Annotated in this window: 23 protein-coding genes and 1 tRNA gene; 7 read left to right on the forward strand and 17 right to left on the reverse strand. The window is 72.0% G+C overall.

Going from position 1 to position 24807, the window contains the following annotated elements; genetic code table 11:
* The first annotated feature begins 182 nt into the window (after positions 1-182).
* From ACFYZ4_RS05760 to ACFYZ4_RS05770, 3 genes are all read left to right on the forward strand, one after another.
* Positions 183-1592, forward strand: a complete 1410-nt coding sequence (locus tag ACFYZ4_RS05760; RefSeq protein WP_351287285.1) for a family 2B encapsulin nanocompartment shell protein — start codon at positions 183-185, stop codon at positions 1590-1592.
* Positions 1593-1603: 11 nt separating this feature from the next.
* Positions 1604-3898 carry a germacradienol/geosmin synthase gene (locus ACFYZ4_RS05765; RefSeq protein ID WP_351287283.1) on the forward strand — a complete coding sequence of 765 codons (2295 nt, stop codon included), beginning with the start codon at positions 1604-1606 and terminating at the stop codon, positions 3896-3898.
* 189 nt (positions 3899-4087) lie between these two features.
* Positions 4088-4537, forward strand: a complete 450-nt coding sequence (locus ACFYZ4_RS05770) for a hypothetical protein (protein ID WP_351287282.1) — start codon at positions 4088-4090, stop codon at positions 4535-4537.
* Between the two features lie 106 nt (positions 4538-4643).
* On the opposite strand, the gene ACFYZ4_RS05775 is transcribed toward ACFYZ4_RS05770, so the two are convergent.
* The 7 genes from ACFYZ4_RS05775 to ACFYZ4_RS05805 all read right to left on the reverse strand — a co-directional run bounded on the left by ACFYZ4_RS05775 (position 4644) and on the right by ACFYZ4_RS05805 (position 11911).
* A complete protein-coding gene (locus ACFYZ4_RS05775; protein ID WP_351287280.1) occupies positions 4644-6863 on the reverse strand; it encodes an NADP-dependent isocitrate dehydrogenase in 2220 nt (739 codons plus the stop codon).
* A 211-nt stretch (positions 6864-7074) separates the two neighbouring features.
* A complete protein-coding gene (locus tag ACFYZ4_RS05780; RefSeq protein ID WP_390783162.1) occupies positions 7075-7428 on the reverse strand; it encodes a DUF805 domain-containing protein in 354 nt (117 codons plus the stop codon).
* Between the two features lie 312 nt (positions 7429-7740).
* The gene (locus tag ACFYZ4_RS05785) at positions 7741-8565 is read right to left on the reverse strand and encodes a chitosanase (RefSeq protein ID WP_390783246.1); all 825 of its coding nucleotides are present in this window, start codon (positions 8563-8565) and stop codon (positions 7741-7743) included.
* 129 nt (positions 8566-8694) lie between these two features.
* Positions 8695-9348 carry a GNAT family N-acetyltransferase gene (locus ACFYZ4_RS05790; RefSeq protein ID WP_390783163.1) on the reverse strand — a complete coding sequence of 218 codons (654 nt, stop codon included), beginning with the start codon at positions 9346-9348 and terminating at the stop codon, positions 8695-8697.
* An 86-nt stretch (positions 9349-9434) separates the two neighbouring features.
* The gene (gene corA / locus ACFYZ4_RS05795) at positions 9435-10517 is read right to left on the reverse strand and encodes a magnesium/cobalt transporter CorA (RefSeq protein ID WP_351287275.1); all 1083 of its coding nucleotides are present in this window, start codon (positions 10515-10517) and stop codon (positions 9435-9437) included.
* Between the two features lie 73 nt (positions 10518-10590).
* On the reverse strand, positions 10591-10983 hold the full coding sequence (locus ACFYZ4_RS05800) for a TOBE domain-containing protein (RefSeq protein WP_351287273.1): 393 nt from the start codon (positions 10981-10983) through the stop codon (positions 10591-10593).
* 10 nt (positions 10984-10993) lie between these two features.
* Positions 10994-11911, reverse strand: coding sequence for a LysR family transcriptional regulator ArgP (locus ACFYZ4_RS05805; protein WP_390783247.1), 918 nt, complete (start codon positions 11909-11911; stop codon positions 10994-10996).
* A gap of 69 nt (positions 11912-11980) precedes the next feature.
* Between ACFYZ4_RS05805 and ACFYZ4_RS05810 the strand changes: the two genes are divergently transcribed.
* From ACFYZ4_RS05810 to ACFYZ4_RS05820, 3 genes are all read left to right on the forward strand, one after another.
* A complete protein-coding gene (locus ACFYZ4_RS05810) occupies positions 11981-12604 on the forward strand; it encodes a LysE/ArgO family amino acid transporter (RefSeq protein WP_351589407.1) in 624 nt (207 codons plus the stop codon).
* Positions 12605-12741: 137 nt separating this feature from the next.
* Positions 12742-13776, forward strand: coding sequence for an NUDIX domain-containing protein (locus ACFYZ4_RS05815; RefSeq protein WP_390783164.1), 1035 nt, complete (start codon positions 12742-12744; stop codon positions 13774-13776).
* A gap of 55 nt (positions 13777-13831) precedes the next feature.
* Complete coding sequence (locus ACFYZ4_RS05820; RefSeq protein ID WP_351287269.1) at positions 13832-15037, forward strand: MFS transporter; 1206 nt, start codon at positions 13832-13834, stop codon at positions 15035-15037.
* A gap of 60 nt (positions 15038-15097) precedes the next feature.
* On the opposite strand, the gene ACFYZ4_RS05825 is transcribed toward ACFYZ4_RS05820, so the two are convergent.
* The 4 genes from ACFYZ4_RS05825 to ACFYZ4_RS05840 all read right to left on the reverse strand — a co-directional run bounded on the left by ACFYZ4_RS05825 (position 15098) and on the right by ACFYZ4_RS05840 (position 20784).
* On the reverse strand, positions 15098-16543 hold the full coding sequence (locus tag ACFYZ4_RS05825; RefSeq protein WP_351287267.1) for a glyceraldehyde-3-phosphate dehydrogenase: 1446 nt from the start codon (positions 16541-16543) through the stop codon (positions 15098-15100).
* Positions 16544-16675: 132 nt separating this feature from the next.
* The gene (locus tag ACFYZ4_RS05830; protein WP_390783165.1) at positions 16676-18301 is read right to left on the reverse strand and encodes a phospholipase D family protein; all 1626 of its coding nucleotides are present in this window, start codon (positions 18299-18301) and stop codon (positions 16676-16678) included.
* A 162-nt stretch (positions 18302-18463) separates the two neighbouring features.
* Complete coding sequence (locus ACFYZ4_RS05835) at positions 18464-19378, reverse strand: hypothetical protein (protein WP_390783166.1); 915 nt, start codon at positions 19376-19378, stop codon at positions 18464-18466.
* Complete coding sequence (locus ACFYZ4_RS05840) at positions 19375-20784, reverse strand: phenylacetate--CoA ligase family protein (RefSeq protein ID WP_390783167.1); 1410 nt, start codon at positions 20782-20784, stop codon at positions 19375-19377. The genes ACFYZ4_RS05835 and ACFYZ4_RS05840 overlap by 4 nt, the downstream gene beginning before the upstream one ends.
* A gap of 400 nt (positions 20785-21184) precedes the next feature.
* Here ACFYZ4_RS05840 and ACFYZ4_RS05845 point away from each other — a divergent pair, with 400 nt between their 5' ends.
* On the forward strand, positions 21185-21958 hold the full coding sequence (locus ACFYZ4_RS05845; RefSeq protein WP_390783168.1) for an IclR family transcriptional regulator: 774 nt from the start codon (positions 21185-21187) through the stop codon (positions 21956-21958).
* Positions 21959-22122: 164 nt separating this feature from the next.
* Here the strand turns inward: ACFYZ4_RS05845 and ACFYZ4_RS05850 are convergent.
* The 6 genes from ACFYZ4_RS05850 to ACFYZ4_RS05875 form a co-directional block, all read right to left on the reverse strand.
* A tRNA-Pro gene (locus ACFYZ4_RS05850) sits at positions 22123-22196 on the reverse strand.
* Positions 22197-22324: 128 nt separating this feature from the next.
* Positions 22325-22687: an MmcQ/YjbR family DNA-binding protein gene (locus ACFYZ4_RS05855; RefSeq protein WP_351287240.1), complete on the reverse strand. Its 363-nt coding sequence runs from the start codon at positions 22685-22687 to the stop codon at positions 22325-22327.
* A gap of 72 nt (positions 22688-22759) precedes the next feature.
* A complete protein-coding gene (locus ACFYZ4_RS05860; protein WP_351287238.1) occupies positions 22760-23329 on the reverse strand; it encodes a GAF domain-containing protein in 570 nt (189 codons plus the stop codon).
* Positions 23326-23970, reverse strand: coding sequence for an ATP/GTP-binding protein (locus tag ACFYZ4_RS05865; RefSeq protein ID WP_351287237.1), 645 nt, complete (start codon positions 23968-23970; stop codon positions 23326-23328). The genes ACFYZ4_RS05860 and ACFYZ4_RS05865 overlap by 4 nt, the downstream gene beginning before the upstream one ends.
* Positions 23948-24367 carry a DUF742 domain-containing protein gene (locus tag ACFYZ4_RS05870; RefSeq protein WP_051837095.1) on the reverse strand — a complete coding sequence of 140 codons (420 nt, stop codon included), beginning with the start codon at positions 24365-24367 and terminating at the stop codon, positions 23948-23950. Before ACFYZ4_RS05870 ends, ACFYZ4_RS05865 begins: the two co-directional genes overlap by 23 nt.
* The gene (locus tag ACFYZ4_RS05875) at positions 24364-24798 is read right to left on the reverse strand and encodes a roadblock/LC7 domain-containing protein (protein ID WP_351287346.1); all 435 of its coding nucleotides are present in this window, start codon (positions 24796-24798) and stop codon (positions 24364-24366) included. Before ACFYZ4_RS05875 ends, ACFYZ4_RS05870 begins: the two co-directional genes overlap by 4 nt.
* Between the last annotated feature and the right edge of the window lie 9 nt (positions 24799-24807).

Raw genomic sequence — 24807 nt, forward strand, 5'->3', positions numbered from 1 at the left:
CACCGTGTGGCCCTGGCGTACGGGAGCACAGCAGATCGCACGGAGCGGGACCGCCCCTTCCGGTCACTCCCGTACACCACCCCCCGCTCGGCCCGGAGGGAGCACGGACCGGCAGAACACCCCACCGTCGCGCACGGCACCCGCGCCACTCCCAGGAAGACCGACCGAGAGGAAGGCCCGCCATGTCCGTCGACCCCGGCACCGAAGCGAGCGCCGAGCACCTGACCGCCGCCGCCCGGCAGAGCCTGAGCACCGAGGCCGCCCGGAATCTGGCCACCACGACCAAGTCCGCGCCGCAGATGCAGGGGATCAGCTCGCGCTGGCTGCTGAGGATCCTGCCGTGGGTGCAGGCCGGCGGCGGCACGTACCGGGTCAACCGCACCGTGAGCTACACCCTCGGCGACGGGCGCATCACCTTCGTGAAGACCGGGACCGAACTCCGCGTCATCCCGCCGATGCTGCGCGAGCTCGGCATGCTCCGGAACTTCCCCGACGACCAGGTGGTCAAGGTCATCGCCGACCGGTTCGTGAAGGAGGAGTTCCGCAAGGGTGACGTCATCGTGCGGCGCGGCGAGCCCGTCGACAAGATCTTCCTCATCGCCCACGGGCGGATCGAACGGCTCGGCACCGGCGCCTACGGGGACGAGGCGAGCCTGGACGTGCTGAGCGACGGCGACCACTTCGGCCACCACCCGCTGCCCGACGCCCGCTGGGAGTTCACCGCCCGGGCGCAGACGGACGTGGTGACGATGACCTTCAACCGGGGCGACTGGGACGCGGCGCTGAACGGTTCCGCCGCGCTGCGCCGGCACGCCGAGGCCTACCTGGAGGCCGAGCGCGTCGGCCGCCGGGGCAGTGACGCCGTGGACCTGTCCGCCGGTCACACGGGTGAGGTGATGCTGCCCGGCACGTACGTGGACTACGACCTGGACCCGCGCGAGTACGAGCTGAGCGTCGCGCAGACCGTGCTGCGGGTGCACTCCAGGGTCGCCGACCTCTACAACAAGCCGATGAACCAGTCGGAGCAGCAACTGCGCCTGACGGTAGAGGCCTTGAGGGAGCGTCAGGAGAGCGAACTGATCAACAACGCCGAGTTCGGGCTGCTGCACAACGCCGACTACGAGCAGCGCGTGTACGCCCGTACCGGCCCGCCCACACCCGACGACATGGACGAACTCCTCAGCCGGCGCCGCGGGTCCCAGTACTTCCTCGCCCACCCGCGCACGATCGCCGCCTTCGGCCGCGAGTGCAGCCGGCGCGGCCTGTACCCGGACAGCGTGGACTTCCAGGGCCACCGGGTCCCGTCCTGGCGGGGGGTGCCGATGCTGCCCTGCAACAAGATCCCGGTGACGCCGGAGCGGACCAGTTCGGTCCTCGTCCTGCGCACCGGAGAGGACAACGAGGGCGTCATCGGGCTGCACCCGGTGGCCCTGCCCGACGAGTACCAGCCGGGCCTGTCCGTGCGGTTCATGAACATCAACGAGCAGGCGATCATCTCCTACCTGGTCACCGCCTACTACTCCGCGGCGATCCTGGTGCCCGATGCCGTCGGGGTGCTGGAGAACGTGGAGATCTCCCGATTCGACGACTGAGGGGCCTCGTCATGACCGCTCGGCAGAAGAGCGACCCGCAGGGGAACGCCCGGCAGGAGGGCGACCCGCAGGAGGGCGCTTCGGGGCAGCCCTTCGAGCTGCCCGAGTTCTACCTCCCGCACCCCGCCCGCCTCAACCCCCATCTGGAGGAGGCCCGGACGCACACCCGCGCGTGGGCCGCGGAGCGGGGGATGCTGGAAGGCTCGGGCGTGTGGGGCCCGGCCGATCTGGAGGCGCACGACTACGCGCTGCTGTGCGCCTACACCCACCCCGAGTGCGACGGCCCGATGCTCTCGCTCGTCACCGACTGGTACGTGTGGGTGTTCTTCTTCGACGACTGGTTCCTGGAGCGGTTCAAGCGCACCGGTGACCGGGCCGCGGGACGGGCCGCCCTGGAGCGGCTCACCCCGTTCATGCCCGCCGATCCGCGCGCCGCGATGCCCGAGCCCGCCCATCCTGTCGAGGCGGGCCTCGCCGACCTGTGGCGGCGTACGGTACCGGGCCACTCGGCCGACTGGATCGCGCGCTTCACCCTCAGCACCCGCGATCTGCTCCACGAGTCGCTGTGGGAGCTCGACAACATCAACATCGGCAGGGTGTCGAACCCGGTGGAGTACGTCGAGCAGCGCCGCAAGGTGGGCGGCGCGCCCTGGTCGGCGGGGCTCGTCGAGCACGCGGTGGGCGTGGAGGTGCCCGCGTCCGTCTCCGGGGAGCGGGCGCTGCGCGTGCTGCGCGACTGCTTCGCCGACTCGGTCCACTTCCGCAACGACCTGTTCTCGTACGAGCGGGAGATCGGGAAGGAGGGGGAGCTGAGCAACGGGGTGCTGGTCCTGGAACGGTTCTTCGGCTGCACCACCCAGGAGGCCGCCGACCAGCTGAACAACATGATCACCTCACGGCTCCAGCAGTTCGAGAGCACCTTCTTCACCGAACTGCCCGTGCTCTTCGCCGAGAAGGGCCTCGGCCCGGACGGGATCCTCGCGGTCCTCACCTACGCGCGCGGGCTCCAGGACTGGCAGTCCGGCGGCCACGAGTGGCACCTGCGCTCCAGCCGGTACACGAAGAGCCGGCCGGACCGCGCGGACGCGGGGCTGCCCGGGTGGCTGCCCGGCCCCTCCGGGCTGGGCACCACCGGCGCCAACGTCAAGGCGCTGCTGGGACTGACCGGCGGCGCGCGGCGGGTGCGCCGGCACTCCAACGTCCCGCATCCGGTGGGTCCTTCGGTGATCCCGGAGTTCCACCTGCCGTACCGGAACGTGCTCAACCCGCACCTGGCGGGCGCCCGGGAGCGGCTCATCGGGTGGAACCGGGCGATGGGCATGCTGGACGAGGGCATCTGGTGGGAGGAGAAGGCGCGCGGGTACGACTTCGCGCTGTGCTCGGCGGGCATCGACCCGACGTGCTCGGCGCCGGCGCTGGACATCAGTGCGGGCTGGCTGAGCTGGGGCACGTACGCCGACGACAGCTATCCGCTGGTCTTCGGCACCACCCGGTCCCCGGCCGCCGCCCGGGCGCAGACGCGGCGGCTGCGCGCCTGCATGCCGCTCGACGTGTCCGCGCCGCCGGCCGCGGTCAACGCGATGGAGCGGGGGCTGGCCGACCTGTGGCGGCGCACGGCGGGGCCGATGGGGGCGCGCGGCCGGGAGATGTTCCGCTCGGCCATGGACCAGGTGCTGGACGGCTGGCTGTGGGAGCTCGACAACCAGGCGGCCAACCGGGTCCCGGACCCGGTGGACTACCTGGAGATGCGCCGGGTGACCTTCGGGTCGCCGATGACGATCTCGCTCGCCCGGATGGCGCACATGGACGTGGTTCCGGAGGAGGTCTACGGGAGTTCGGTCCTGCAGTCCCTGCAGGCGGCGGCCTTCGACTACGCGGCCGTCATGAACGACGTGTACTCGTACCAGAAGGAGGCGGAGTACGAGGGCGAGCTGCACAACCTGCTGATCGTCGTGGAGAACTTCTTCGACTGCGACTACCCGACGGCGCTGCGGGTGGTGAACGACCTGATGACCGCGCGGATGAAGCAGTTCGAGCACGTGGTGGCCAACGAACTGCCCGTCATGTACGCGGACCACGGGCTGGACGCGGCGGCCCGCGCGGCCCTCGACCGCCACGTGGACGAGCTGAAGCAGTGGATCGCGGGGATCGCCTTCTGGCACGCGCGGACGCGGCGCTACCGGGAGGAGGATCTGAAGCGCCACCACGCGCACCGCCCGGCCGTGGCGGCGGGCGCCGTGACGCCCCATCCGCCGGTCCGGGGCCGGCTGCTGCCGCCGGCTCCGCACCGCCCCACATGGGCCTGACCTGCGGGGCTGAAGACCCCCTCGCCGGAATGCGACATTCCCCTGGTCTTACGGCGCAAGTGGCGCATAATCGTCGTCACGCGGCTCGAATGAACCCTCTTGCCGCACTTGGTCACGCATGCAATGGGGGGCATCGTGCCGATGAGGGAATCCCGGCCGAACGGAACGCTTCCGGCGACCTCCGCCGAAATGTCCCGCCTGCTCACCGCCGTCCGGCGGGGGCGGGTGCTCACCGTGGCGGGAGGCCTGCGCGAGCCGCGGAGCCTGCTGGTACGGGAGATCGCGCGGCGCCTCGCGTCCAACTTCTACGACGGGGTGGCCCTCGTCGCCATGGACCCGCACCACGGCGGCTACGGCCTCCGCGAGCTCACGGCCGAGCTGACGGCCGGGCCGAGGACCGAGCCGAGGACCGAGCCGGGCTGCTTACCCGGCCTGCCCGCCCTGCCCCGCGGAACGGCGAACGCCGCCTCGTGGCTGGCCGAACGGGACATGCTGCTCGTCCTGGACGGCGCGGAACAGCTCGGCCCGGACGCCCTGGCCTGGTTACGGAACCTGCTGTCGGTGGCCCCGGGGCTGCGGATCCTGGCCGCCGGCCGGTCCCCCCTGGCGTTCGACCAGGAACGGATCCACCACCTCTGACCGGCTCCGCGGGCTCCGGCGTGCTCACCGGGCCCGGATACGGGTCCGCCCCGGCCGGGCGCGATGCCGGCCGGGGCGGAACACGTACGACTGCCTGGGGCCGGGGTCAGCCCAGGGTCGCGATCGCCTGGTTGAAGGTCGCCGACGGGCGCATGATCGCCGCGGCCTTCTCGGCGTCGGGCTGGTAGTAGCCGCCGATGTCGGCCGGGGAACCCTGCACCGCGATCAGCTCTCCGACGATCTTCTCCTCGGACTCGGCCAGCGTCTTGGCCAGCGGGTCGAAGGCCGCCGCCAGCTTCGGGTCGTCGATCTGGCGCGCCAGCTCCTGCGCCCAGTACAGGGCGAGGTAGAAGTGGCTGCCGCGGTTGTCGATGCCGCCCAGCTTGCGGCTCGGCGACTTGTCCTCGTTGAGGAAGGAGCCCGTCGCCCGGTCCAGCGTGTCGGCCAGCACCTGGGCGCGGGCGTTGCCGGTGGTGGTCGCGAGGTGCTCGAAGGAGACGGCCAGCGCGAGGAACTCACCGAGGGAGTCCCAGCGCAGGTAGTTCTCCTTGACGAGCTGCTGGACGTGCTTCGGGGCGGAGCCGCCGGCGCCCGTCTCGAAGAGGCCGCCGCCGTTCATCAGCGGGACGACCGACAGCATCTTGGCGCTGGTGCCCAGCTCCAGGATCGGGAACAGGTCGGTCAGGTAGTCGCGCAGCACGTTGCCGGTCACCGAGATGGTGTCCTCGCCGCGGCGGATGCGCTCCAGGGAGTACGCGGTCGCCTTGACCGGGGAGAGGATCTCGATGGTCAGACCCTCGGTGTCGTGCTCGGCGAGGTACGTCTTGACCTTGGCGATCAGCTGCGCGTCGTGCGCGCGGTCCTCGTCCAGCCAGAAGACGGCCGGGACGCCGGTGGCGCGGGCGCGGGTGACGGCGAGCTTGACCCAGTCCTGGATCGGCGCGTCCTTGGTCTGGCAGGCGCGGAAGATGTCGCCGGCGGCGACCTCCTGCTCCAGGACCGTGTTGCCCGCGGCGTCGACCAGGCGGACGGTGCCCGCGGTGGCGATCTCGAAGGTCTTGTCGTGGCTGCCGTACTCCTCGGCCTTCTGGGCCATGAGGCCGACGTTCGGCACCGAGCCCATCGTGGCCGGGTCGAAGGCGCCGTGGGCGCGGCAGTCGTCGACGACGACCTGGTAGACGCCGGCGTAGCTGCTGTCCGGGAGGACGGCGAGGGTGTCGGCCTCGGCGCCGTCCGGGCCCCACATGTGGCCGGAGGTGCGGATCATGGCCGGCATGGAGGCGTCGACGATGACGTCGGACGGCACGTGCAGGTTGGTGATGCCCTTGTCGGAGTCGACCATCGCCAGGGCCGGGCCCTCGGCGATCTCGGCGTCGACGGACGCCTTGATCGCGTCGCCGTCGGGCAGCGCGCCCAGGCCGTTCAGGATGGCGCCGAGGCCGTCGTTGGGCGACAGGCCGGCGGCGGCGAGGGTCTCGCCGTAGCGGGCGAAGGTCTTCGGGAGGAAGGCGCGGACCACGTGGCCGAAGACGATCGGGTCGGAGACCTTCATCATCGTGGCCTTGAGGTGCACGGAGAACAGCACGCCCTCGGCCTTGGCACGCTCGATCTGGTCGTTCAGGAAGGTGCGCAGGGCGTCGACGTGCAGGACGGACGCGTCCACGACCTCACCGGCGAGGACCGGTACGGAGTCGCGCAGCACGGTGGTGGCGCCGTCGGCGGCGACGTGCTCGATGCGGAGCGTGCCGGCCTCGGCGATCACGGAGGACTTCTCGGTGGAGCGGAAGTCGTTCGCGCCCATGGTGGCGACGTTCGTCTTCGACTCGGGGGTCCAGGCGCCCATGCGGTGCGGGTGGGCCTTGGCGTAGTTCTTCACCGAGGCGGGGGCGCGGCGGTCGGAGTTGCCCTCGCGCAGGACCGGGTTGACGGCGCTGCCCTTGACCTTGTCGTAGCGGGCGCGGGTCTCGCGCTCCTCGTCGGTCTTCGGGTCGTCCGGGTAGTCCGGGAGGGCGTAGCCCTGGCCCTGGAGCTCGGCGACCGCGGCCTTGAGCTGCGGGATCGACGCCGAGATGTTGGGCAGCTTGATGATGTTGGCCTCGGGGGTCTTCGCCAGCTCACCGAGCTCGTGGAGGGCGTCGGCGATCCGCTGGCTCTCCTCCAGGTGCTCGGGGAAGCTGGCGATGATCCGACCGGCCAGGGAGATGTCACGGGTCTCGACATTCACACCGGCCGTCGACGCGTACGCCTGGATCACAGGCAGGAAGGAATACGTCGCGAGGGCCGGGGCCTCGTCAGTGTGCGTGTAGATGATGGTCGAGTCAGTCACCGGATGCTCCGCTCCACAGTCTGCGTCTCTCGTCTGCAACATTGCTCGACATCAAGATATCTCGTGATCGGGCCGGTCTGGACAGCCCCCTGCCGCCAGTCCGGGAGACGCGTGTCACGCCCCGGCCCCCTGGAACGGCGAAAGCGCCGTCCCGGCTGTTCCCAGCCGGGGCGGCGCTCAGGCGTTCAGGCCTACGGGCCTACGGGCCAGGTCAGGCCGCGAGGACCTTCGGGTTCGGGCCGTACTTGTTCGGCTGCGCGTTGCCCTCGAGGGCCCAGATGACGATCAGGGCGATCCAGCCGAGGAAGGGGATGAGGTAGAGCAGGAGCCACCAGGCGGACTTGTCCGTGTCGTGCAGACGACGGACGGCGAGACCGAGGGTCGGCAGCAGGATCGCCAGGCTGTAGAGGCCGGAGAGGATGCTGTTGGCGCCGATGACGGTGTCGATGATCCCGACGACGATCGAGACGGCCAGGTTGCACAGGAAGAACATCCAGAATTCCTGGCGACGGGCGCGGCCCGAGAAGACGACGTACTTCTTCAGAACGTCTACGTAGTAGTTCATGGGTCCCCCCAGAGGACGGTTGGTCGGCCCGTCCTGCTGGAGCAAGCCGGGGCAGAACTTATGCCCCCCTTACCTCCCGGTCAAGCCAGTTGACGCGAAGCCAAATCGGCTGGACCGGACGATTTCCGGCACTGATGATGCGGCTGCTGAGTACAGGAGTGACCTCATGTCCGCGTAAGTCCGAAAAGTCCCCGCCGTGCGCCTACTTGACACACCGGCAGCCACCTCGATCGTTAGCCACATCGTTACCGCACCGCGACACCACGGCCCGGACCGCCGGGAGGAGGGTCCGGCCCCGGGCCGCGGCGGGCGTCAGCCAATGTGGAAGGAGTCCCCGTAGACCTTCCAGTCGAGCGGGGTGTTGAGGTTGAGGTTGCCCTTCTTGAGGAAGACCCGCTGGGCGGTGTCGACCCGGCTGGTGTCGCTGTGCGCCTCCTCCTGTTTCATGGCCCAGACCCGGGCGTCGAGGAAGGCGTTGAGGTACGCGGTCTCGTTGCCGCCCTGCGACGGGGGCTTGGCCTTGGACAGGGCGCGCTTGCGGATGTTGCGGAAGCTGGTGGAGTCGGTGCCGTCACCGTGCATGACGATGGCGTCGTAGTAGATGAACTGGCCCAGCACACCGATCCCGTCGGACTTGCCCTGCTGCACGGACGGGTTGAAGTAGACCCGGTCGCGCTCGTGGTCCTGGGCCTTCTTGAACTCGGCGTCCTGGGCGGCCTTCGCCCAGTCCTTGGTGAAGTCGGGGTCGAGGCCGGCGTGCGAGTCCGTGCCGTCGACCCTGCGCAGGGCGGGCAGGTACCTGGCGAGGACGTTGCCCGGCTTGACCTGCGTGTAGTACTCCACGAGATCGAGCATGTCGCCGGTGCCGGAGCAGAAGCCGATGATGCCGGCCGTGTAGCCGCGGCCGTCGTCTATGTCCTCGATGTACTTGTACTGCGCCTTCCAGTCCAGCGAGGAGTTCTCCGCGCTGGAGACGATCTTCATGGCGATCTCCTTCTTCGCCGGATCGTCGAGCCCTGCGGCCGCTGCCGCCGCGGTCTCCGCCGTGGGGGCGGCGGCCGTGGTGGTCGCGGTGGCGTGGGCGGTGACGGGGACGGCGAGCAGCGCGCTGCCGAGCAGTGAGCCGATCGCGAGCATCTTGCGGTGGGGGGTGAACACAAGGCCTCCGTGGGGTAGTTGAGGCGTCCCGGCTTCGTTAGGAAACTTTACTACCAGAGCTGACGGCAGCTCAAGACCCGTGCGCCACACGACGATCGCCCCGCTGTCTCAGCTCCGGCGCGCGAGACGGGCCGTCAGTTCCCGCTTGGCGTCCGGCCATTCGGGGCGGGTGACGCTGTAGACCGCGCTGTCGCGGATCCATCCGTCGCGCATCACCATGTGGTGGCGCAGGACCCCTTCGAGCGTCGCGCCGAGCCCGGAAATCGCCGCCCGCGACCTGCTGTTGCGCACGTCGGTGAGGAACTCGACGCGGTTCATGCCCATCGCCTCGAAGGCGTGCGTGAGCATGAGCAGCTTGGCCTCGGTGTTCGCGCCCGTCCCCTGCCAGGACCCGCCGAGGAAGGTGAAGCCGATCTCCAGCCGCCGGTACGCCGTGTCGATGGCCATGAGCCGGGTCGAGCCGGCGACCCGGCCCGTCGCGAGGTCCACCGTCGCGTACGCGATCTGCGTGCCCCGCGCCCGCTCCGCCAAGGCGTCGTCGATGAACCCGCGCACCTCGTCCGGGTGTGGGACGGTCGTCACCGGCAGCTCCCACAGCCTGCCGTCTCGGATCGCCTCGCAGAGTCCGTCGTGGTGCCGGTGGGCGAGCGGCTCCAGCCGGATCCGCTCGCCGGCGAGCCCTTCGGCCACCCCGCCCGCCACTCCGCCCGCCGCCCCGCCCGGGGCCATCCCGCCGTCCCGTTCCGCCGCCGCCCGTTCCATGTGCGACCCGCCCGTTCCCTGTTGATGATCGGTGACAGGCGGACCCTACTCGGCGCCCGAGCCCGTCCCCTCAGGGTTTTCCCGGGTCAGAGCCAGCCGTTGCGCCGGAAGCCGCGGTGGATGACGAAGCAGGCCAGGGCCATGACACCGAGGACGAGCGGATAGCCGTAGGTCCAGTGCAGTTCGGGCATGTGGTCGAAGTTCATGCCGTAGACCCCGCAGACCATGGTCGGGACGGCGACGATGGCCGCCCACGCCGTGATCTTGCGCATGTCCTCGTTCTGGCCGACGGTCACCTGCGCGAGGTGGGCCTGGAGGATCGAGTCGAGCAGGTTGTCGTAGGCGCCGATCTGCTCGGTGGCGCGGGTCAGGTGGTCGGCCACGTCCCGGAAGTACGCCCGGATCTCCGGCGGGATGACCGGTATCGGCTGCGTGGCCAGCTGCTCCAGGGGACGGCTCAGCGGCGCCACCGCCCGCCGCAGTTCCAGGAGTTCGCGCTTGAGCTGGTAGATCCGGCCGGCGTCGCCGCGGCCGCCGCTCTCGCTGAACACCGCCGTCTCGACGGCGTCTATGTCGTTCTGCACGGCGTCCGTCACGGCCACGTAGTCGTCGACCACGTGGTCGGCCATGGCGTGCAGGACCGCCGCGGGCCCCTTGGCCAGCTGCTCCGGGGAGGCCTCCAGCTCCTCGCGGACCGGGCCGAGGGTGCCGCGGCCGCCGTGCCGGATGGTGATGACGAAGTCCTGGCCGGTGAAGGCCATCAGTTCGCCGGTGTCCACCACCTCACTGGTCGCGGTCAGCTCCTCGTGCTCCACGTACCGCACGGTCTTGAAGACGGAGAACAGCGTGTCGTCGTACCGCTCCACCTTCGGGCGCTGGTGCGCGTTCACGGCGTCCTCGACCGCGAGGGGGTGCAGGCCGAAGAGCTCGGCGAGCCCGGCGAGCTCGGACTGCGAGGGCTCGTGCAGGCCGATCCAGACGAAGCCGTCGCCCGCCTTGCGGACCCGGCGCAGCGCCTCCTCGACCTCGGCGCAGTCCTCCTGGCGCACGCCGTCGCGGTAGAAGAGGCAGTTGACCACCGCGCTGCCGAGCGGGGAGCGGGCCGGGTGGCTCAGGTCGACGGCACGCCGGTAGCTGCGGCGCACGGCCCGGCGCAGGTTGCTGAACATGGACAAGGACGTACTCCCCTTCGGCGGATCACCGGCCAGTCTGCCATCGCCGTCGGCGCGTCCCCGCCAGGGCTCAGGCCCGGTCGATGAACACGCTCGTCGACTTCACCCGCGCCGTGGCCCGCGCGCCCACCTCCAGGCCGAGCTCCTCCACCGCCTCACGCGTCAGCAGCGAGACGATGCGGTGCGGCCCCGCCTGGATCTCCACCTGCGCGTCGACGGTGCCCAGCTTCACCCCGGTCACGATCCCCGGGAAGGCGTTGCGCGCCGAGGTGTACGGGGCGTCCTCGCCCTCGCCTGACTCCTGCGCGACCTCGACGCAGAAGGCGGCCAGGTCCGGGCCGTCCACCATCCGCCGCGTGCCCTCCCGGCGGGTGGGGAACCGGTCCGCATCCGCCCAGCGGCGGGCCGTGTCGACGCTGACGCCGAGCAGCCGGGCTGCCTGTCCGATCGTGTAGGACTCCATGGTCCGCAGCTTAGAGCCCTCGGTGGGAGGGGCTGCGCAGGGCCTCCCGGGCCGCCGCCGCGATCACCTCGGCCACCGTGGACAGGGCCGGCGAGTCCAGCTTCCACTGCTGCCAGTACAGCGGTACGTCCATCGGCCGCAGGGGCTCCAGCAGCACCAGCTCCCCCGACCGCACCAGCGGACCCGCCTGTTGCTCCGGCACCAGTCCCCACCCCAGTCCCGCGACCACCGCGTCCCGGAACCCCTCGGAGGTCGGGATGTGGTGCCGTACCGTCCCCGCTCCGGCCGCCGCGTCCCCCGTCAGCGACCGGACGAAGGCGTCCTGGAGGTCGTCCTTCCGGTCGAACACGATGGTCGGCGCCTCCCGCAGGTCCCGCTCCGGTGCCCCCGTCAGGTACCGGGCCGCGAACCGGGGGCTCGCCGTCGGCAGGTACCGGGCCAGGCCCAGCAGCCGTACGCTGCACCCCGCCACCGGGTCCGGCGAGGAGGTCACCGCCGCCATCACCTGCCCTTCCCGCAGCAGTGCCGTCGTGTGGGACTCGTCCTCGCGGTGCAGTTCGATGCAGACCGGCGGGTCCTGCGGCAGCCGGGTCAGCGCCGGCAGGAACCAGGTGGCGAGGGAGTCCGCGTTCACCGCGATCGGCAGCCGCACCGGGCCGGTCCCGTCGGCCATGCCCAGCTCGGAGCGCGCGTCCCGCTCCAGCCGGGCCAGCTGCCGGGCGAAGCGGACCACCACCTCCCCCGATTCCGTCGCCCGCACCGGTTTCGTCCGCATCAGCAGGACCCGTCCGGTCCGCTGCTCCAGCGCCTTCACGCGCTGGCTGACCGCGGAGGGGGTCACGTGCAGGGCGGCGGCGGCCGCGTCGAAGGTGCCCTCGTCCACGACGGCGAGCAGCGTGCGTACCTGGTCCAGCGGGAGCTCATCCATCACGAGCGTTAATGGTACGTAAAAATCATTAGCTGTACTGAACGGTCTGCGCTGCCTACGGTCGACGACATGACACACGGCACCCTGACCGCGGCCCTGGCCGGCTTCGGCACCGGCTTCTCCCTCATCGTCGCCATCGGCGCGCAGAACGCCTTCGTCCTGCGCCAGGGCGCGCGCCGCCACGCGGTCCTCGCCGTGGTCGCCATCTGCGCCCTCTCCGACGCGGCCCTCATCGCCCTCGGCGTCGCCGGCGTCGGCGCCTTCGTCACCGCCTGGCCGGCCGCCCTGACCGCGGTCGGCCTGGCCGGGGGCGCCTTCCTGGTCTGCTATGGGGTGCTGGCCGCCCGCCGGGTGCTGCGCCCCGCCCCGGGCGCCGCCCTCACCGCGGAGGGGGCCGCCGCCGGATCCGCCCGCGGGGCCGTGCTGACCTGCCTGGCCATGACCTGGCTCAACCCGCACGTGTACCTCGACACCGTGCTGCTCGTCGGCTCGCTCGCCGCCGACCGCGGCGACCTGCGCTGGGCCTTCGGCATCGGGGCCGTCCTCGCCAGCCTGACCTGGTTCACCAGCCTGGGGTACGGGGCCCGGCTGCTGAGCGGCCTGCTCGCCCGGCCCTCGGCCTGGCGGATCATGGACGGGCTCGTCGCGGCGACCATGGTCACCATGGGCGGCCTGCTGCTGGCCCGCGCCTGAGCCGCATGTCGGCGTCGGGTCGTCGGCGGGCGCCCGGCATAGTGCTGCCGACGCCCCGTCGCCGTCGTCACGACAACCAGACGACCAGACGACCCGACGACCCGACAGCCCGATGACCCGACGCCCAGGAGCCCTCCGTGCCCGACCGCCCCTCCCTCGACGCCGTGCGCGCGCACCACGCCGCCCGGCCGGCCCCGCTCGTGGCCGTCACCGGGATCGTGCTCGACACCCGCGGGCGGGTCCTCGTACTGACCACCCCGGACCAGGCGGATCCGGAGCTTCCGGGCGGCACGGCCGAGGCCGCCGAGACCCCGGAGCGCGGGCTGGCCCGCGAGCTGCGGGAGGAGCTCGACCTCCATGTGCCCGTCGGCCGGCTGCTGGCGGTGGACTCCCGGCAGCCCGGGGCCCTCGGCCGCGCCCTGGTCGTACACGTCCACCTGGTCGGGCCGCTGACCCCGGAGGAGGCCGCGGCGCTCTCCTTCCGCGACGGCGGGGCCACCGGGGCGCGCTGGCTCCGGCCGGACGAGGCCTGCGAGGCCCTGCCGGCCCGCGTCGCACCCCGGCTGCGCGCCGGCCTCGCCGCCCTGCACACCGGCTCCTTCGCCCACCTCGTCGACGGCGTGCCGCAGCCGGGCTCCCCGGCCGGTCTGGACCCGGCCCGCCGGCTCGCCCTCGAACACTCCGGCGCCCTCGACGCGGCCAGCCACCGGGCCAGCCGGCCCAAGGCCGTGACCGCCGCGAGCGTGCTGTTCACCGCCGCCGACGGGCGGGTCCTGCTGGTCCAGCCCGCGTACGGCCGCCGCGACCGCTGGAACCTGCCCGGCGGCGGCATCGACAGCGACCTCGGCGAGACCCCGCGCGCCGCCGCCCGGCGGGAGGTCCACGAGGAACTGGGCCTCGACCTCGCCCCGGGCCGGCTGCTCGCCGTGAACTGGGCGCACAAGCCCGGCCGGCCGGCGCGCATCCGCTTCCTCTACGACGGCGGCGTCCTCGACACCGCCGTCCTCGCCCGGATCCGCCTCGACCCCACGGAACTCCTCCAGTGGCGCACCGTGGCCCCCGCGGAACTGTCGGGCCTGGTCAAACCGGCGCTGCGGCGCCAGATCACCGCCTGCCTGACCGCCCGCGCAACGGGCACCGGCCCCCTGGAACTCCACGCCGGCCGGCCCTGACGGGCGGGTCCCGCCCGGCGCGCCGGGCCACGGCCGCCGGGTTACCGTCGGCGGCATGGACGGTGATCGCCGAACGTGGCGCCAGTGCTTGCTCGGCGGGGCGGTCTTCGCCGTGTGCATGGCCGGCACCACCCTGCCGACCCCCCTCTACGGCCTCTACCAGGAGAAGTTCGGGTTCTCCGAGCTGATGGTGACCGTGGTGTACGCCGTGTACGCCTTCGGGGTGATCGGTGTACTGCTGCTGGCGGGCAACGCCTCCGACGCCGTCGGCCGGCGGCCGGTGCTGCTGGCCGGCCTGGGTTTCGCCGCGGCCAGCGCCGTCTGCTTCCTGTGCGCCACCGGCATGGGGTGGCTGTACGCCGGGCGGCTGCTGTCGGGGCTGTCCGCCGGGCTGTTCACCGGCGCGGCGACGGTGTACGTGATGGAGCTGGCACCCCGCGGCGGCGCCTCCCGGGCCACGCTCGTGGCGACGGCCGCCAACATGGGCGGGCTGGGCTGCGGTCCGCTGCTCGCCGGGGTGCTCTCGCAGTACGCCCCCTGGCCCCTCTACCTGACCTTCGCCGTGCACCTCGTCCTGGTGGCGGCCTCGGCCGGCGTGCTGCTGGGGCTTCCGGAGACCGTGACGGAGCTGCGGCCGCTGCGCACCGTACGACCGCAGCGGCCCGGCCTGCCCCCGCAGGTGCGGGCGGTGTTCGCGCCCGCGGCGACCGCCGCGTTCGTGGGCTTCGCCCTGTTCGGGGTGTTCACCTCGGTCAGCCCGGCGTTCCTCGCCCAGTCCCTGGACGTGCACAACCGTGCCGTGAGCGGGGCGGTCGTCGCCCTGGCCTTCTTCGCCTCGACCGCCGGACAGCTGGCGGTCGGCAAGGTCGGGGTGGGGCGCTCACTGCCGCTGGGCTGCGCCGGGCTCCTCGCCGGGCTGGCCCTGCTCGCGGGCGCGCTGGTGTGGGACCAACTGGCACTGGTGGTGGCGAGCGCGCTCGTCGGCGGCGCCGGGCAGGGTCTGGCGTTCCGCGGGGCGCTGTCCGCGGTGGCCGCGGCCTCGCCGCCGGACCGGCGCGCGGCGGTGATCTCGACGCTGTTCGTGGTGGCGTACGCGGGCATCTCGGTGCCGGTGATCGGCGTGGGGCTGCTGGCCGACCCGCTCGGCCTGGAGGGCGCCGGACTGGTCTTCATCGCCTGCATGGCCGTGCTCGTCTCGGGCGCGGCGGCCTACCTGCTGCGCCGGCCCGTACGGGTGGGAAGCACGTCAGGCCCGGCCTGACGGCCGGGCCTGACGCGAAAGCGGGTGGAACGGTGTAGCGGGTGGAGCGGTGTGCCGGGATCAGACCGCCGGGACCGGGTAGGTCGGGTACTCCACGCCGGACACGTGCTGGACCACGCGGATGACCTGGCAGGAGTAGCCGAACTCGTTGTCGTACCAGAGGTAGAGGATGGCGTTGTCGCCGTCGACCTTGGTGGCACCGGCGTCCACGATCGACGCGTGGCGCGAGCCTACGAAGTCCATGGAGACCGCGTCGGGGGCCGTGGTGAAGTCGATCTGGCGCTTGAGCGGCGAGTGCAGGGAGACGTCGCGGAGGTAGTCGAGGACTTCCTCGCGGGTGGTCTCGCGGCCCAGGCGCAGGCTGAGGATGGCGATCGAGACGTCCGGGACGGGGACGCGGATCGAGCTGCCGCTGATCGGCGCCTTGAGGTGCGGCAGCGCCTTGGCGACGGCGGAGGCGGCACCGGTCTCGGTGATCACCATGTTCAGCGGCGCCGAACGGCCGCGGCGGTCGGCCTTGTGGTAGTTGTCCAGCAGGTTCTGGTCGTTCGTGAACGAGTGGACGGTCTCCACGTGACCGCGCAGGACACCGTACTCGTCGTCCATGGCCTTCAGCGGCGGGACGATCGCGTTGGTGGTGCAGGAGGCGCAGGACAGGATCTGCTCGTCCGGCTTGATGGTGTCGTGGTTGACGCCGTGGACGATGTTCGGGACGTCGCCCTTGCCCGGGGCGGTCAGGACGACCTTGTCGATGCCGGGGCGCAGGTGGTTCGACAGGCCCTCGCGGTCCCGCCACTTGCCCGTGTTGTCGATGAGGATGGCGTCCTTGATGCCGTACGCCGTGTAGTCGACCTCGGAGGGGTCGTTGGCGTAGATCACCTTGATGCTGTTGCCGTTGGCGATGATCGTGCTCGTCGCCTCGTCCACGGTGATGGTGCCCTGGAACTGGCCGTGGATGGAGTCGCGGCGCAGCAGGGAGGCGCGCTTGACCAGGTCCTGCTCGCCGCCGCCGCGGACGACGATGGCACGCAGGCGCAGACCGTTGCCGGAGCCGGCCTTCTCGATGAGCAGGCGGGCGACGAGGCGGCCGATGCGGCCGAAGCCATAGAGGACGACGTCGCGGCCGTCGCCGCGCTCGATCTTGTTCTCACCGGTGGCACCGACGACGGCCGAGGCGGTGAACTCCTCCACCGACAGGCCGCGGTCGTCGCTCTTGTACGCCTCGGCGAGCAGGGCGATGTCGATCTGCGACGGGCCGAGGTCGAGGGTGGTGAGCGCCTGCAGGAACGGCAGCGTCTCGGTGACCGAGAGCTCCTCACCGGCGATCTGGCGGGCGAACCGGTGGGTCTTGAGAATGCTGACCACCGACTTGTTCACCAGGGAGCGGCTGTGGACCAGGACCGTGACGTCCCGCTCCCGGTGCAGCTTCCCGATGATCGGGATCATCGACTCCGCGATCTCCTCGCGGTTCTTCCAGCTGGTGAACGAGTCCTCATTGACAGTCACAGGATTATCTTTCGAGCTAGGCGGTGCTCATATGCTAACCCGACGCCGCTCCGGCCCCTCCGGCGGCACCCACCGGGGCCGGGAACGTGCGTTATGTGGCGTAAAGGTGTCCCTGGTTGAGGTGGTTTGGCCTCAGAAGGTGTTGCGCCGCCGCATCCCCATCGGGCGGCCGTCCGGGTCGACCAGGAGGCGGTTCAGCGGAGCCGCGAGCAGCCGCTGCGCGGCGCCGAGGTCCGGCGGGACGTAGCGGCGCAGCCGGCCGGGCGGCCGGGGACCGCGGCGGCCGCCGGCGTGCCAGGCGTCCAGCGCGGCGGCCGCAGCCGCGAAGGCTTCGAAGGCGGCCACCGGATCGCACAGCGCGTCCGACGGGGCCGGCGCGTCCAGGTGCTCGCGCATGAGCTCCAGGCGCAGTCCGCGGGCGAAGGCGCGCGCGCCGTCGCCGAGGCCGGCCGGGTCGCGCGGCGGCCGCGGGTCCGGGGTCTCGTCGTACACGGCGCAGCCGAGTTCGGAGTCGTGCGTCCACGAGCGGAGGTTGATGTTGTCGGAGCCGACGGAGGCCCACACGTCGTCGATCACGCACACCTTGCCGTGCACGTAGACCGGGGTCCCGGCATGGTTCTCCAGGCCGTACAGCGCGACGCGGCCGCCGCCGGCGCGGCGCAGTTCCGCCAGGGCGTCGATCCGCCCGATCAGGTTCATCGGCCCGGTGAGACGACCGTCCTGCTCCGGGACCGTGGGAATGACGCCGATCAGCCGCAGCCCCGGATGCCGGCGCAGCGCCCGGGCGAAGAAGGCCGCCACGCGCGGGGACCACAGGTACTGGTCCTCCAGGTAGATCAGCGCCCGGGCCCGCCGGAGCGCCTTGTCGTAGGCGCGGGCGATGCTGCGCTCGCCGTCGGGGGCGAAGGGGTAGCCGCTCAGCAGCCGGTTCGGGTAGGTCCGCAGCACCTGGACGGTGTGCGTGCCGCAGGGCGCCGGATCGGCGGTCTGCGGGGGCAACCGGTCCGCGCTGGTGTCCTCGCGGTGTGCCAGTGCCCGCAGGCGGGTGAGCGGGCTGCGGCTGAGCGGTGCCGGATCCTCCCAGCGCTCGCGGAAGACCGCCTCGACGTCGCCGACGGCCGGCCCGCGCAGGGCGAGCTGGATGTCGTGCCACGGCGGGTGCGGCCCGTAGGCGGGGGCCAGCGGCACCGACTGGCGGTCGCCGCGGTGCGCGGCGTCGTCGTTGCGGTTGTGGCAGAGGTCGATGCCGCCGACGTAGGCGACGTCCAGAGCGGGCCGGCCGGGGTGGCGCAGCACCACCATTTTCTGGTGGTGGGAGCCGCCGGGCCGCACCCTCATGTCGAGCAGGCACTCGCCGCCGGCCTCCTCGATCTCCTCGCCGAGGTGGCGGTTCTCCGCCTCGCTGAACTGCAGGCTGTCCAGGTGGGAGCGCCAGAGCAGTCCCTTGACGACGACCCCGCGCTCGGCCGCCCGGCCCAGGACCGTGCCGATCTCGGTGCCGGGCCCGTCGAGGCGCTCGTCGGGATCGCCGCGCCAGTCGGTGAACAGCAGCAGGTCGCCCGCGCGCAGCGCGCGGATGTCCGCCAGCAGCTCCGCGAAGTACGTGGCCCCGTGGACCAGGGGCCGTACGTGGTTGCCCCGCGACCAGGCCGCGCCGTCCGGGCGGCGCCGGTCCAGGCGCGTCGCCGGATTGCCCCGTTCGCCGGAGGCCAGCAGCCAGTCGGCGCCGCCGGGGGTGACGGCGTCCGCCGGTCTCACGGCCGGCCCGTCCCAGGATCCACCGCACTGCTCCGATCGTGCGTGCGTGCGTACCGTAATCCCAGGCTAACGGCCGCCCGGGCGGGCGGCCGTCCGGTGTGGTTGCCCGGGCTCCGCGCGAGGTCGTGCTCCCGCGGGGCCCGGGCGGTCGTGGGGGCCGGTTCAGCCGACGGGGTGGGCTTCGGCGGTGCGCACCGGGGCCTGCCGCACGGCCGTCCGGCGGTTCCCGCGGAACGGGACGTCGACCATGCGCCGCTCGGGGCCGAGCCGGCGCAGGAAGAGGTAGCCGACGAAGGCGGCCGGGCCGAAGAACACCTGGGCGGGGATGAGGCCGGGGGCGTCGCCGGTGGCGGCGGCGATCAGGTGCAGGGCGGCGACGGGCGCCACGGCCCCGAAGAGCACCACCAGGGCGATCCCGGTGCGCAGGCCCGGCTTCGCGTACGCCTTGTAGGCGGCGGTGGTGAAGAGGGAGTAGGCCAGCAGGTCACCCATGCCGACGACGGCGCCGAGGTCGTCACCGAGGCGCAGGCCGGCGGCCGGGGCGTACGGATACCCCTGGACGGCTGCGGCGAGCTCCTGGGTCAGCGGTACGACCCAGGCGAAGAAGGCGTCGTAGACGGCGAGGGCGAGCAGGAACCACACGACGTTCTTCAGGCGCATGCCGCCCTGGACGTTGAGGTTGGTGGCGGAGACCACGACCAGTCCGACGACGCAGCTGTTCGCCACCCAGTAGGGCGCCGCGGTCTCGCCGAACGCCAGGTGGGTGACGAGCACGCTCGCGATCAGTACGGCGATCAGCGCCCAGCGCAGCCGGCCGTTGCCGATGAGGGGCTGGTAGCCGACGGACAGTCCGCCCGCGAAGACGAGGGCGAGCACGGCCGGGAGGACGGCGCCGGGGAGGGCGAGGTAGACGTACGGCAGGGCCAGGACGAAGCCCATCATCATGAAGATGTCCCTGCCGTTGAAGACGCCGACGGGCGGCCTCGCGGCGCGTACGGCGCGGAAGTAGGCGATCGTGCCGACGACGACCGCGAGTGCAAGGACGGCGGTGGCCGCGATCTGGAAGAAGACCGTCATGCGTGGCTCCGGGTGAAGGTGTGCTCCAACAGGTCACAGCGGAGGGGGAAGCGGCGGGCGGCCTCGTCGTCGTCCAGCGGCAGGACCGTGACGCGCGCGTCGATGCCCCGGGCCAGCAGCCGCTCGGTCACCTCGGCCGTGCCGGCGTCGCGGGAGGCGACCTCCACGTGGAGCCGGCCGTCGGCGACCTCGGCCCGGTAGCGCAGGGGCCAGGGCATTCCGGGGCTGCCGTCCAGGGCCTCCACGATCTCGCGCGGCGTCACGACGGCGTCGGCGGTGCGCAGCAGCGTGCCCGCCTTGCCGAGGATCTGGGAGACGGCGGGCACGGCCGCGAGTTCGCAGTCCGGTTCGCCGACGAGGGTGCGGACGACGTCGCCGGTGTTGTACCGCAGGACCGGCATGCACTCCCGGTAGGGGTAGTACGGGGTCACGGTCAGCTCGCCGAGCTGTCCGGGTCCGGCGGGCTCGCCCGTCTCCGGGTCGAGCACCTCGGTGTACCCCATGTTGGGGTCGATGTGGAGGTGGCGCCGGCTGCAGGTGCGACCGCCGACGGGCAGCAGTTCGGTCATGCCGAAGTTGTCGCCGATGGTCTCGGCCCCGAAGGTCTCGCGCAGGGCCTCGGCGAAGGCCGGGGACACGATCTCCCCGCCTGCGTAGATCGCCCGCAGGCCGAAGTCGTCCGGTCCGTAACCGCGTTGGCGTGCGGCGGTGAGCATCCGCGCCAGGTAGCTGGGGTTGCCGGTGAGCAGGGTGGGCCGGGTGCCGTTGCGGCCGAGCAGGTGCTCGACGGACTCCTCGGGCGGGACCTGGCCCACCACGTGGCACGAGGCGTTGACCATCCGGCACACCTCGACGTCCTCCTGGACGGCGGCCGTTGCCCGGGAGCTGAGGTTGATCTGCATCCGGTCGCCGGGGCGGATGTCGCCGCGCAGCACCACGGACAGGGCGATGAGCGCGGGCCAGAGTTCCATCTCGTAGCGGGAGAGCCACATCTGCACGGGGTGGCCGGTGGTTCCGGTCGTCTGGGTGGCCAGGTAGGGGGTGCTGCACAGGAAGTCGGCGGGGCGCTCGATCAGGTCGGCCTTGCGGGTCACCGGGAGCCGGGTGAGCGTCTCGGTGGTCACCCCGGTGAGGTCCATGCCGGCGAGCCGTTCCCGGTAGAAGGGGGAGCGCTTGGCGAGCCTGTCGACGGTCCGCTGGAGTGCGCGGTTCTGCAGGTCGCGGCGCTCGTCCGGGTCGGCGAACGGTCCGTCGGCCAGTTCGTCGACGTCGTCGCCGAGCGAGCCGAACTCCTCCAGCGTGGCGAGGGCGTCGGCGACCAGCCGCTCGACGGCCCGGACGTTCAGCCGCCGGCCGAACACCATGGCCATCGCCACCCGGACCTGCCGGACACCGGTTTCCAGCACTCGTGCCTCCCTAAGGCGTAAAGAAAAAGGGGTGGGGGCGACATGCCGCCCCCACCCCCGAAACAGCGTCAGCTGGCAGAGCAGTTGCCGAAGAAGACGGCGGTCATGGCACCCATGACGTACTTGAACTGCTTGGCGCTGGTCTTGATCGCGCTCATCGGGATCCTCCTTGTTTCGTTGCTGCGGGACGAACATCCGGTTGCCTGTGTGACACCGAAACGTTGCGTCCCCGGGCAACAACACACTGGCGCGTTCGCAACACACGGGCAATGATCGGGTCCGTTCAACGGACCGGCGGAAGTGGAGGGCGGCAACTCCGTTCTTGCTGATGAGCCGGGACGAACGGGGAGTTACGGGCCCATCCGACCGATGGGTTCCGTGCGAAAGGGGGGTACCTCTCATGGCCAGATCCGGCACAGAGGGGCGAGGTGTACTGGAGGGGGCGTTCGCCCTCATGGAGGTGCTCGCACACGGCGAGGAGGTCGGCCTGACCCGCCTGGCCACCGACGCCGAACTGCCGAAGGCCACGGCCCACCGGCTACTGGGGCAGCTGGTCGCACTCGGCGCGGTGCAGAGCCGCGCCGGCCGCTACCGCCTCGGGCCGCGGACGTTCCGGCTGGGACAGGCCTGGCACCCCGCGCGCCTGCTGCGCGCGGCCTCGGCCCGGCCGCTGCGCGAGCTCGCGGCCGTGAGCGGCGGGCTGAGCCTCAGCCTGTCGGTGCCGGAGGCGGGACACACGATCGTCGTCGGGGGCATGCGCGGCGAGGTGGACGAGGTCTTCCCGCTGCGCTCCGGCATCGTCCTGCCGCCCGGGAGCGCCGCGGAGCTGATCCTCGCGGCGTCCAGCCCGGCGGCCGAGCTGCCCAAGGGCTGGACGAAGCCGACGTGGACCCGCGAGGTCAGACGGGCCCAGGAGCGGGGCCTGGCCTTCGAGTACGGACAGTGCGTGAGCACGCTGTCGTGCGTGGCGGCGCCGGTGTTCTCCACGTCGGGCCAGGTGGTGGCAGCCGTCGCGGCCACCGCCCTGGACGGCAAACAGATAGCCCCGCTCGGCGAGGCCGTGGGCCGCGCGGCAGCGATGATCAGCGCCAACCTGACCAAACTGCCCGCCACCACGGCCGCCCCCACCCCGGGCACCCAGCCCCGGCAGCCGGTGCTGGTGCGGCCGCACTAGGCGGGAAAACGAGGACACCGTGCCCGCCCCGGAAGAGGTCGGGCACGGTGTCACCGGACGCCGAAGGCCGGCCGGCGCCTCGTGCCACCGCCAGCCAGGCGGACACACGAAAGGCCGCCCTCTCGTGGATGAGAGAACGGCCTCCGACCTGCGTTTCCGCACAGTCGGGACGACAGGATTTGAACCTGCGACCCCTTGACCCCCAGTCAAGTGCGCTACCAAGCTGCGCCACGTCCCGATACCCGCTGACCTGGGGTTTCCCCTGGCCGAACGCGCATGAGAACGATACCGCATTTCAGCGGGTGGTCGCGCGCACCTTTTCCGCTACCGGTTCCACGGGTACCGCGCCGGGCGGCGGGCCGGTTCTCAGTCCGCCGTGCCGGTGAGCTCCGGATGGGCCGCGATCAGCCGTTTCGGGGCTGCCTGGAGCCAGGAGTCGGTCAGGATGGAGCGCAGCTCGGTCGCGTCCGCCAGGGCCTTCAGGCGGACCCGGATCCAGGCGTAGTTGTCGTCGTGTCCCGGGCGCACGAAGAACTTCTCCGGCTCCGCCGCGATCAGCTCGGCCCGGTCCTCCTTGGGACACTTCACCCCGATCGAGGTGTCGTCGTCGGCCAGGGCGACGAAGATCTTCCCGCCCACCCGGAAGGTCGGCATGCCCCAGGCGAGCTTCTCGCTGCTGTCCGGGAGCGACAGTGCGATCAGGCGGACGTCCTGCGCGGTCGTGGCCATCCCCGAGACTCCTCTCCAGCCACCGGTGAACCCTCGTCCGACGACCGTAGCCCCCGCCACCGACAATCGCGCTCACCCCCTCCGGTCCGCCGCACGGGCCTGCGTCCGGTCCTCGCGTGCGTGCAGCAGCGCCACCAGCTCCGCGGCCAGCGCCTTGACGGTGGCGAGCCCGGCCGTCCCCCACCGCCGCGGCACCACGTCCACCGCGCACACCGTGCCGAGGACGATCCCGCGCCGGTCCGTGAGGGGCGCGCCCACGTACGAGCGCACCCCGCTCTCGTCCACGACCGCGTTGCCCGCGAAGCGCGCGAAGTCCCGTACGTCCTCCAGTACCAGTGCCCGCCGCCGGACCACCACGTACGGGCAGTAGCCGTGGTCGCGGGCCAGGACCCGCGCCGGGTACCCGCCGGCCGGGGACTCGGCCGCGTGGTGCAGCCCGGCGAAGAACTGCCGTTCCTCGCCGATGAAGTTGACCCCGGAGTGCGGGGCTTCGAGCACGTCGGCGACGCGCCGCGCGAAGGCGTCCAGTTCGGCGTCCGTCCGCTCCCCCAGACCCAGCTCGCGCAGCCGGACGACGCGCGCAGGTGCCTCCCGGTCCACCGGTGTGAGCAGCAGGTGTCCGGTCGATTCGTAGTACGTCATGGCGGTTCCCCCGACTCCGAAGACGAAGAGCTGACTGTGGCCGTGGCCGTGGCTGTGGTTGTGGTTGTGGACATGCAGAGGAGGTGGCGGACCAGGGCGGCCAGTGCGCCCGTCCCCGAACTGGTCAGGCGCGCGTCGCACCGTACGACGGGCACCTCGGGCCCGAGCCCCACCGCTTCGCGGACCTCCTCGGGCGCGTAGCGGTGGCCGTCGTCGAACTCGTTGACGGCCACGATGAAGCCGATCCCGCGCCGCTCGAAGAAGTCCACGGCGGGGAAGCAGTCCGCGAGGCGGCGCGTGTCGGCGAGCACCACCGCCCCGAGCGCGCCCGCGCACAGCTCCTCCCACAGGAACCAGAAGCGGTGCTGGCCCGGCGTGCCGAAGAGGTAGAGCACGTGGCGCTCGTCGAGGGTGATCCGGCCGAAGTCGAGGGCGACGGTCGTGGTGGTCTTCGCCTCGACGCCGTGCGTCGGGTCGGCGGCCGAGCCGAGGTCGCTGAGCAGTTCCTCGGTGCTCAGCGGCTCGATCTCGCTGACCGCGCCCACGAAGGTGGTCTTGCCCGCGCCGAAACCGCCCGCGACCAGGATCTTCAGGGTCGCGGGGGCGGCAGCGGGGACTTCACAGGCGTTTTCGCAGGCCATCGAGTACCGCCCTCAGGAGTGACTGGTCGGTGGCGGCGAACCCGTCGCCGCCGATGCCGGGGAACCGCGGCGCCTGTGCCATGACGGCCCCGTGTTCCATCAGGTCGGACAGCAGCACCTTCACCACCGCGGCCGGCAGCCGCAGCTGCCCGGCCACCTCGGCGACGGTGACCGCGGCCGCGCCGGCGCAAAGGCGTAGCACGAGGGTGTGCTCGGCCCCGAGCGGGATGCGCGGGCGTACGCCGGTCGCGGTCACCAGCGAGAGCAGGTCGAGCGCGACGCCGGGCCGGGTCCGCCCGCCGCTGGCGGTGTACGGGCGCATCACCCGGCCCGCCGAGTCGTCGAGCCACGGTGTGTCCCGCCCCTTCGCGTACGCCCCCGTGGCGCGGACCCTCATCGCCCCGGGTCGGCGGTGGGCCGCCGGGGCGGGGCCGCCAGGTACGGACGCACGCTCTTGACCAGCATCGCCATCTCGTAGCCGAGCACCCCGGCGTCGGCCTCGCGGTCGGCGAGGACGGCCAGACAGGTCCCGGATCCGGCCGCGGAGACGAAGACGAGCGCGGTGTCGAGCTCGACGACGACCTGCCGTACCTCCGAGCCGGCGCCGAACCGGGAGCCGGCGCTGCGGCCCAGCGAGTACAGCCCGGAGGCGAGGGCCGCCAGGTGGTCGGCGCTGTCGGCGTCCAGGCCGTGCACGCAGGTGACGAGTCCGTCGGCGGTGAGGAGTACGGCGCTGCGCGTGTACGGCACGCGCTGCACGAGGCCGCTGAGCAGCCAGTCGAGGTCCGAGAGCCGGGTGCCGGTCTTCGTCGCCACTTCGCCGCCCATGGGGGTGTG

It is taken from the genome of Streptomyces sp. NPDC001513 (genome assembly GCF_042894695.1).
GTDB lineage: Bacteria > Actinomycetota > Actinomycetes > Streptomycetales > Streptomycetaceae > Streptomyces.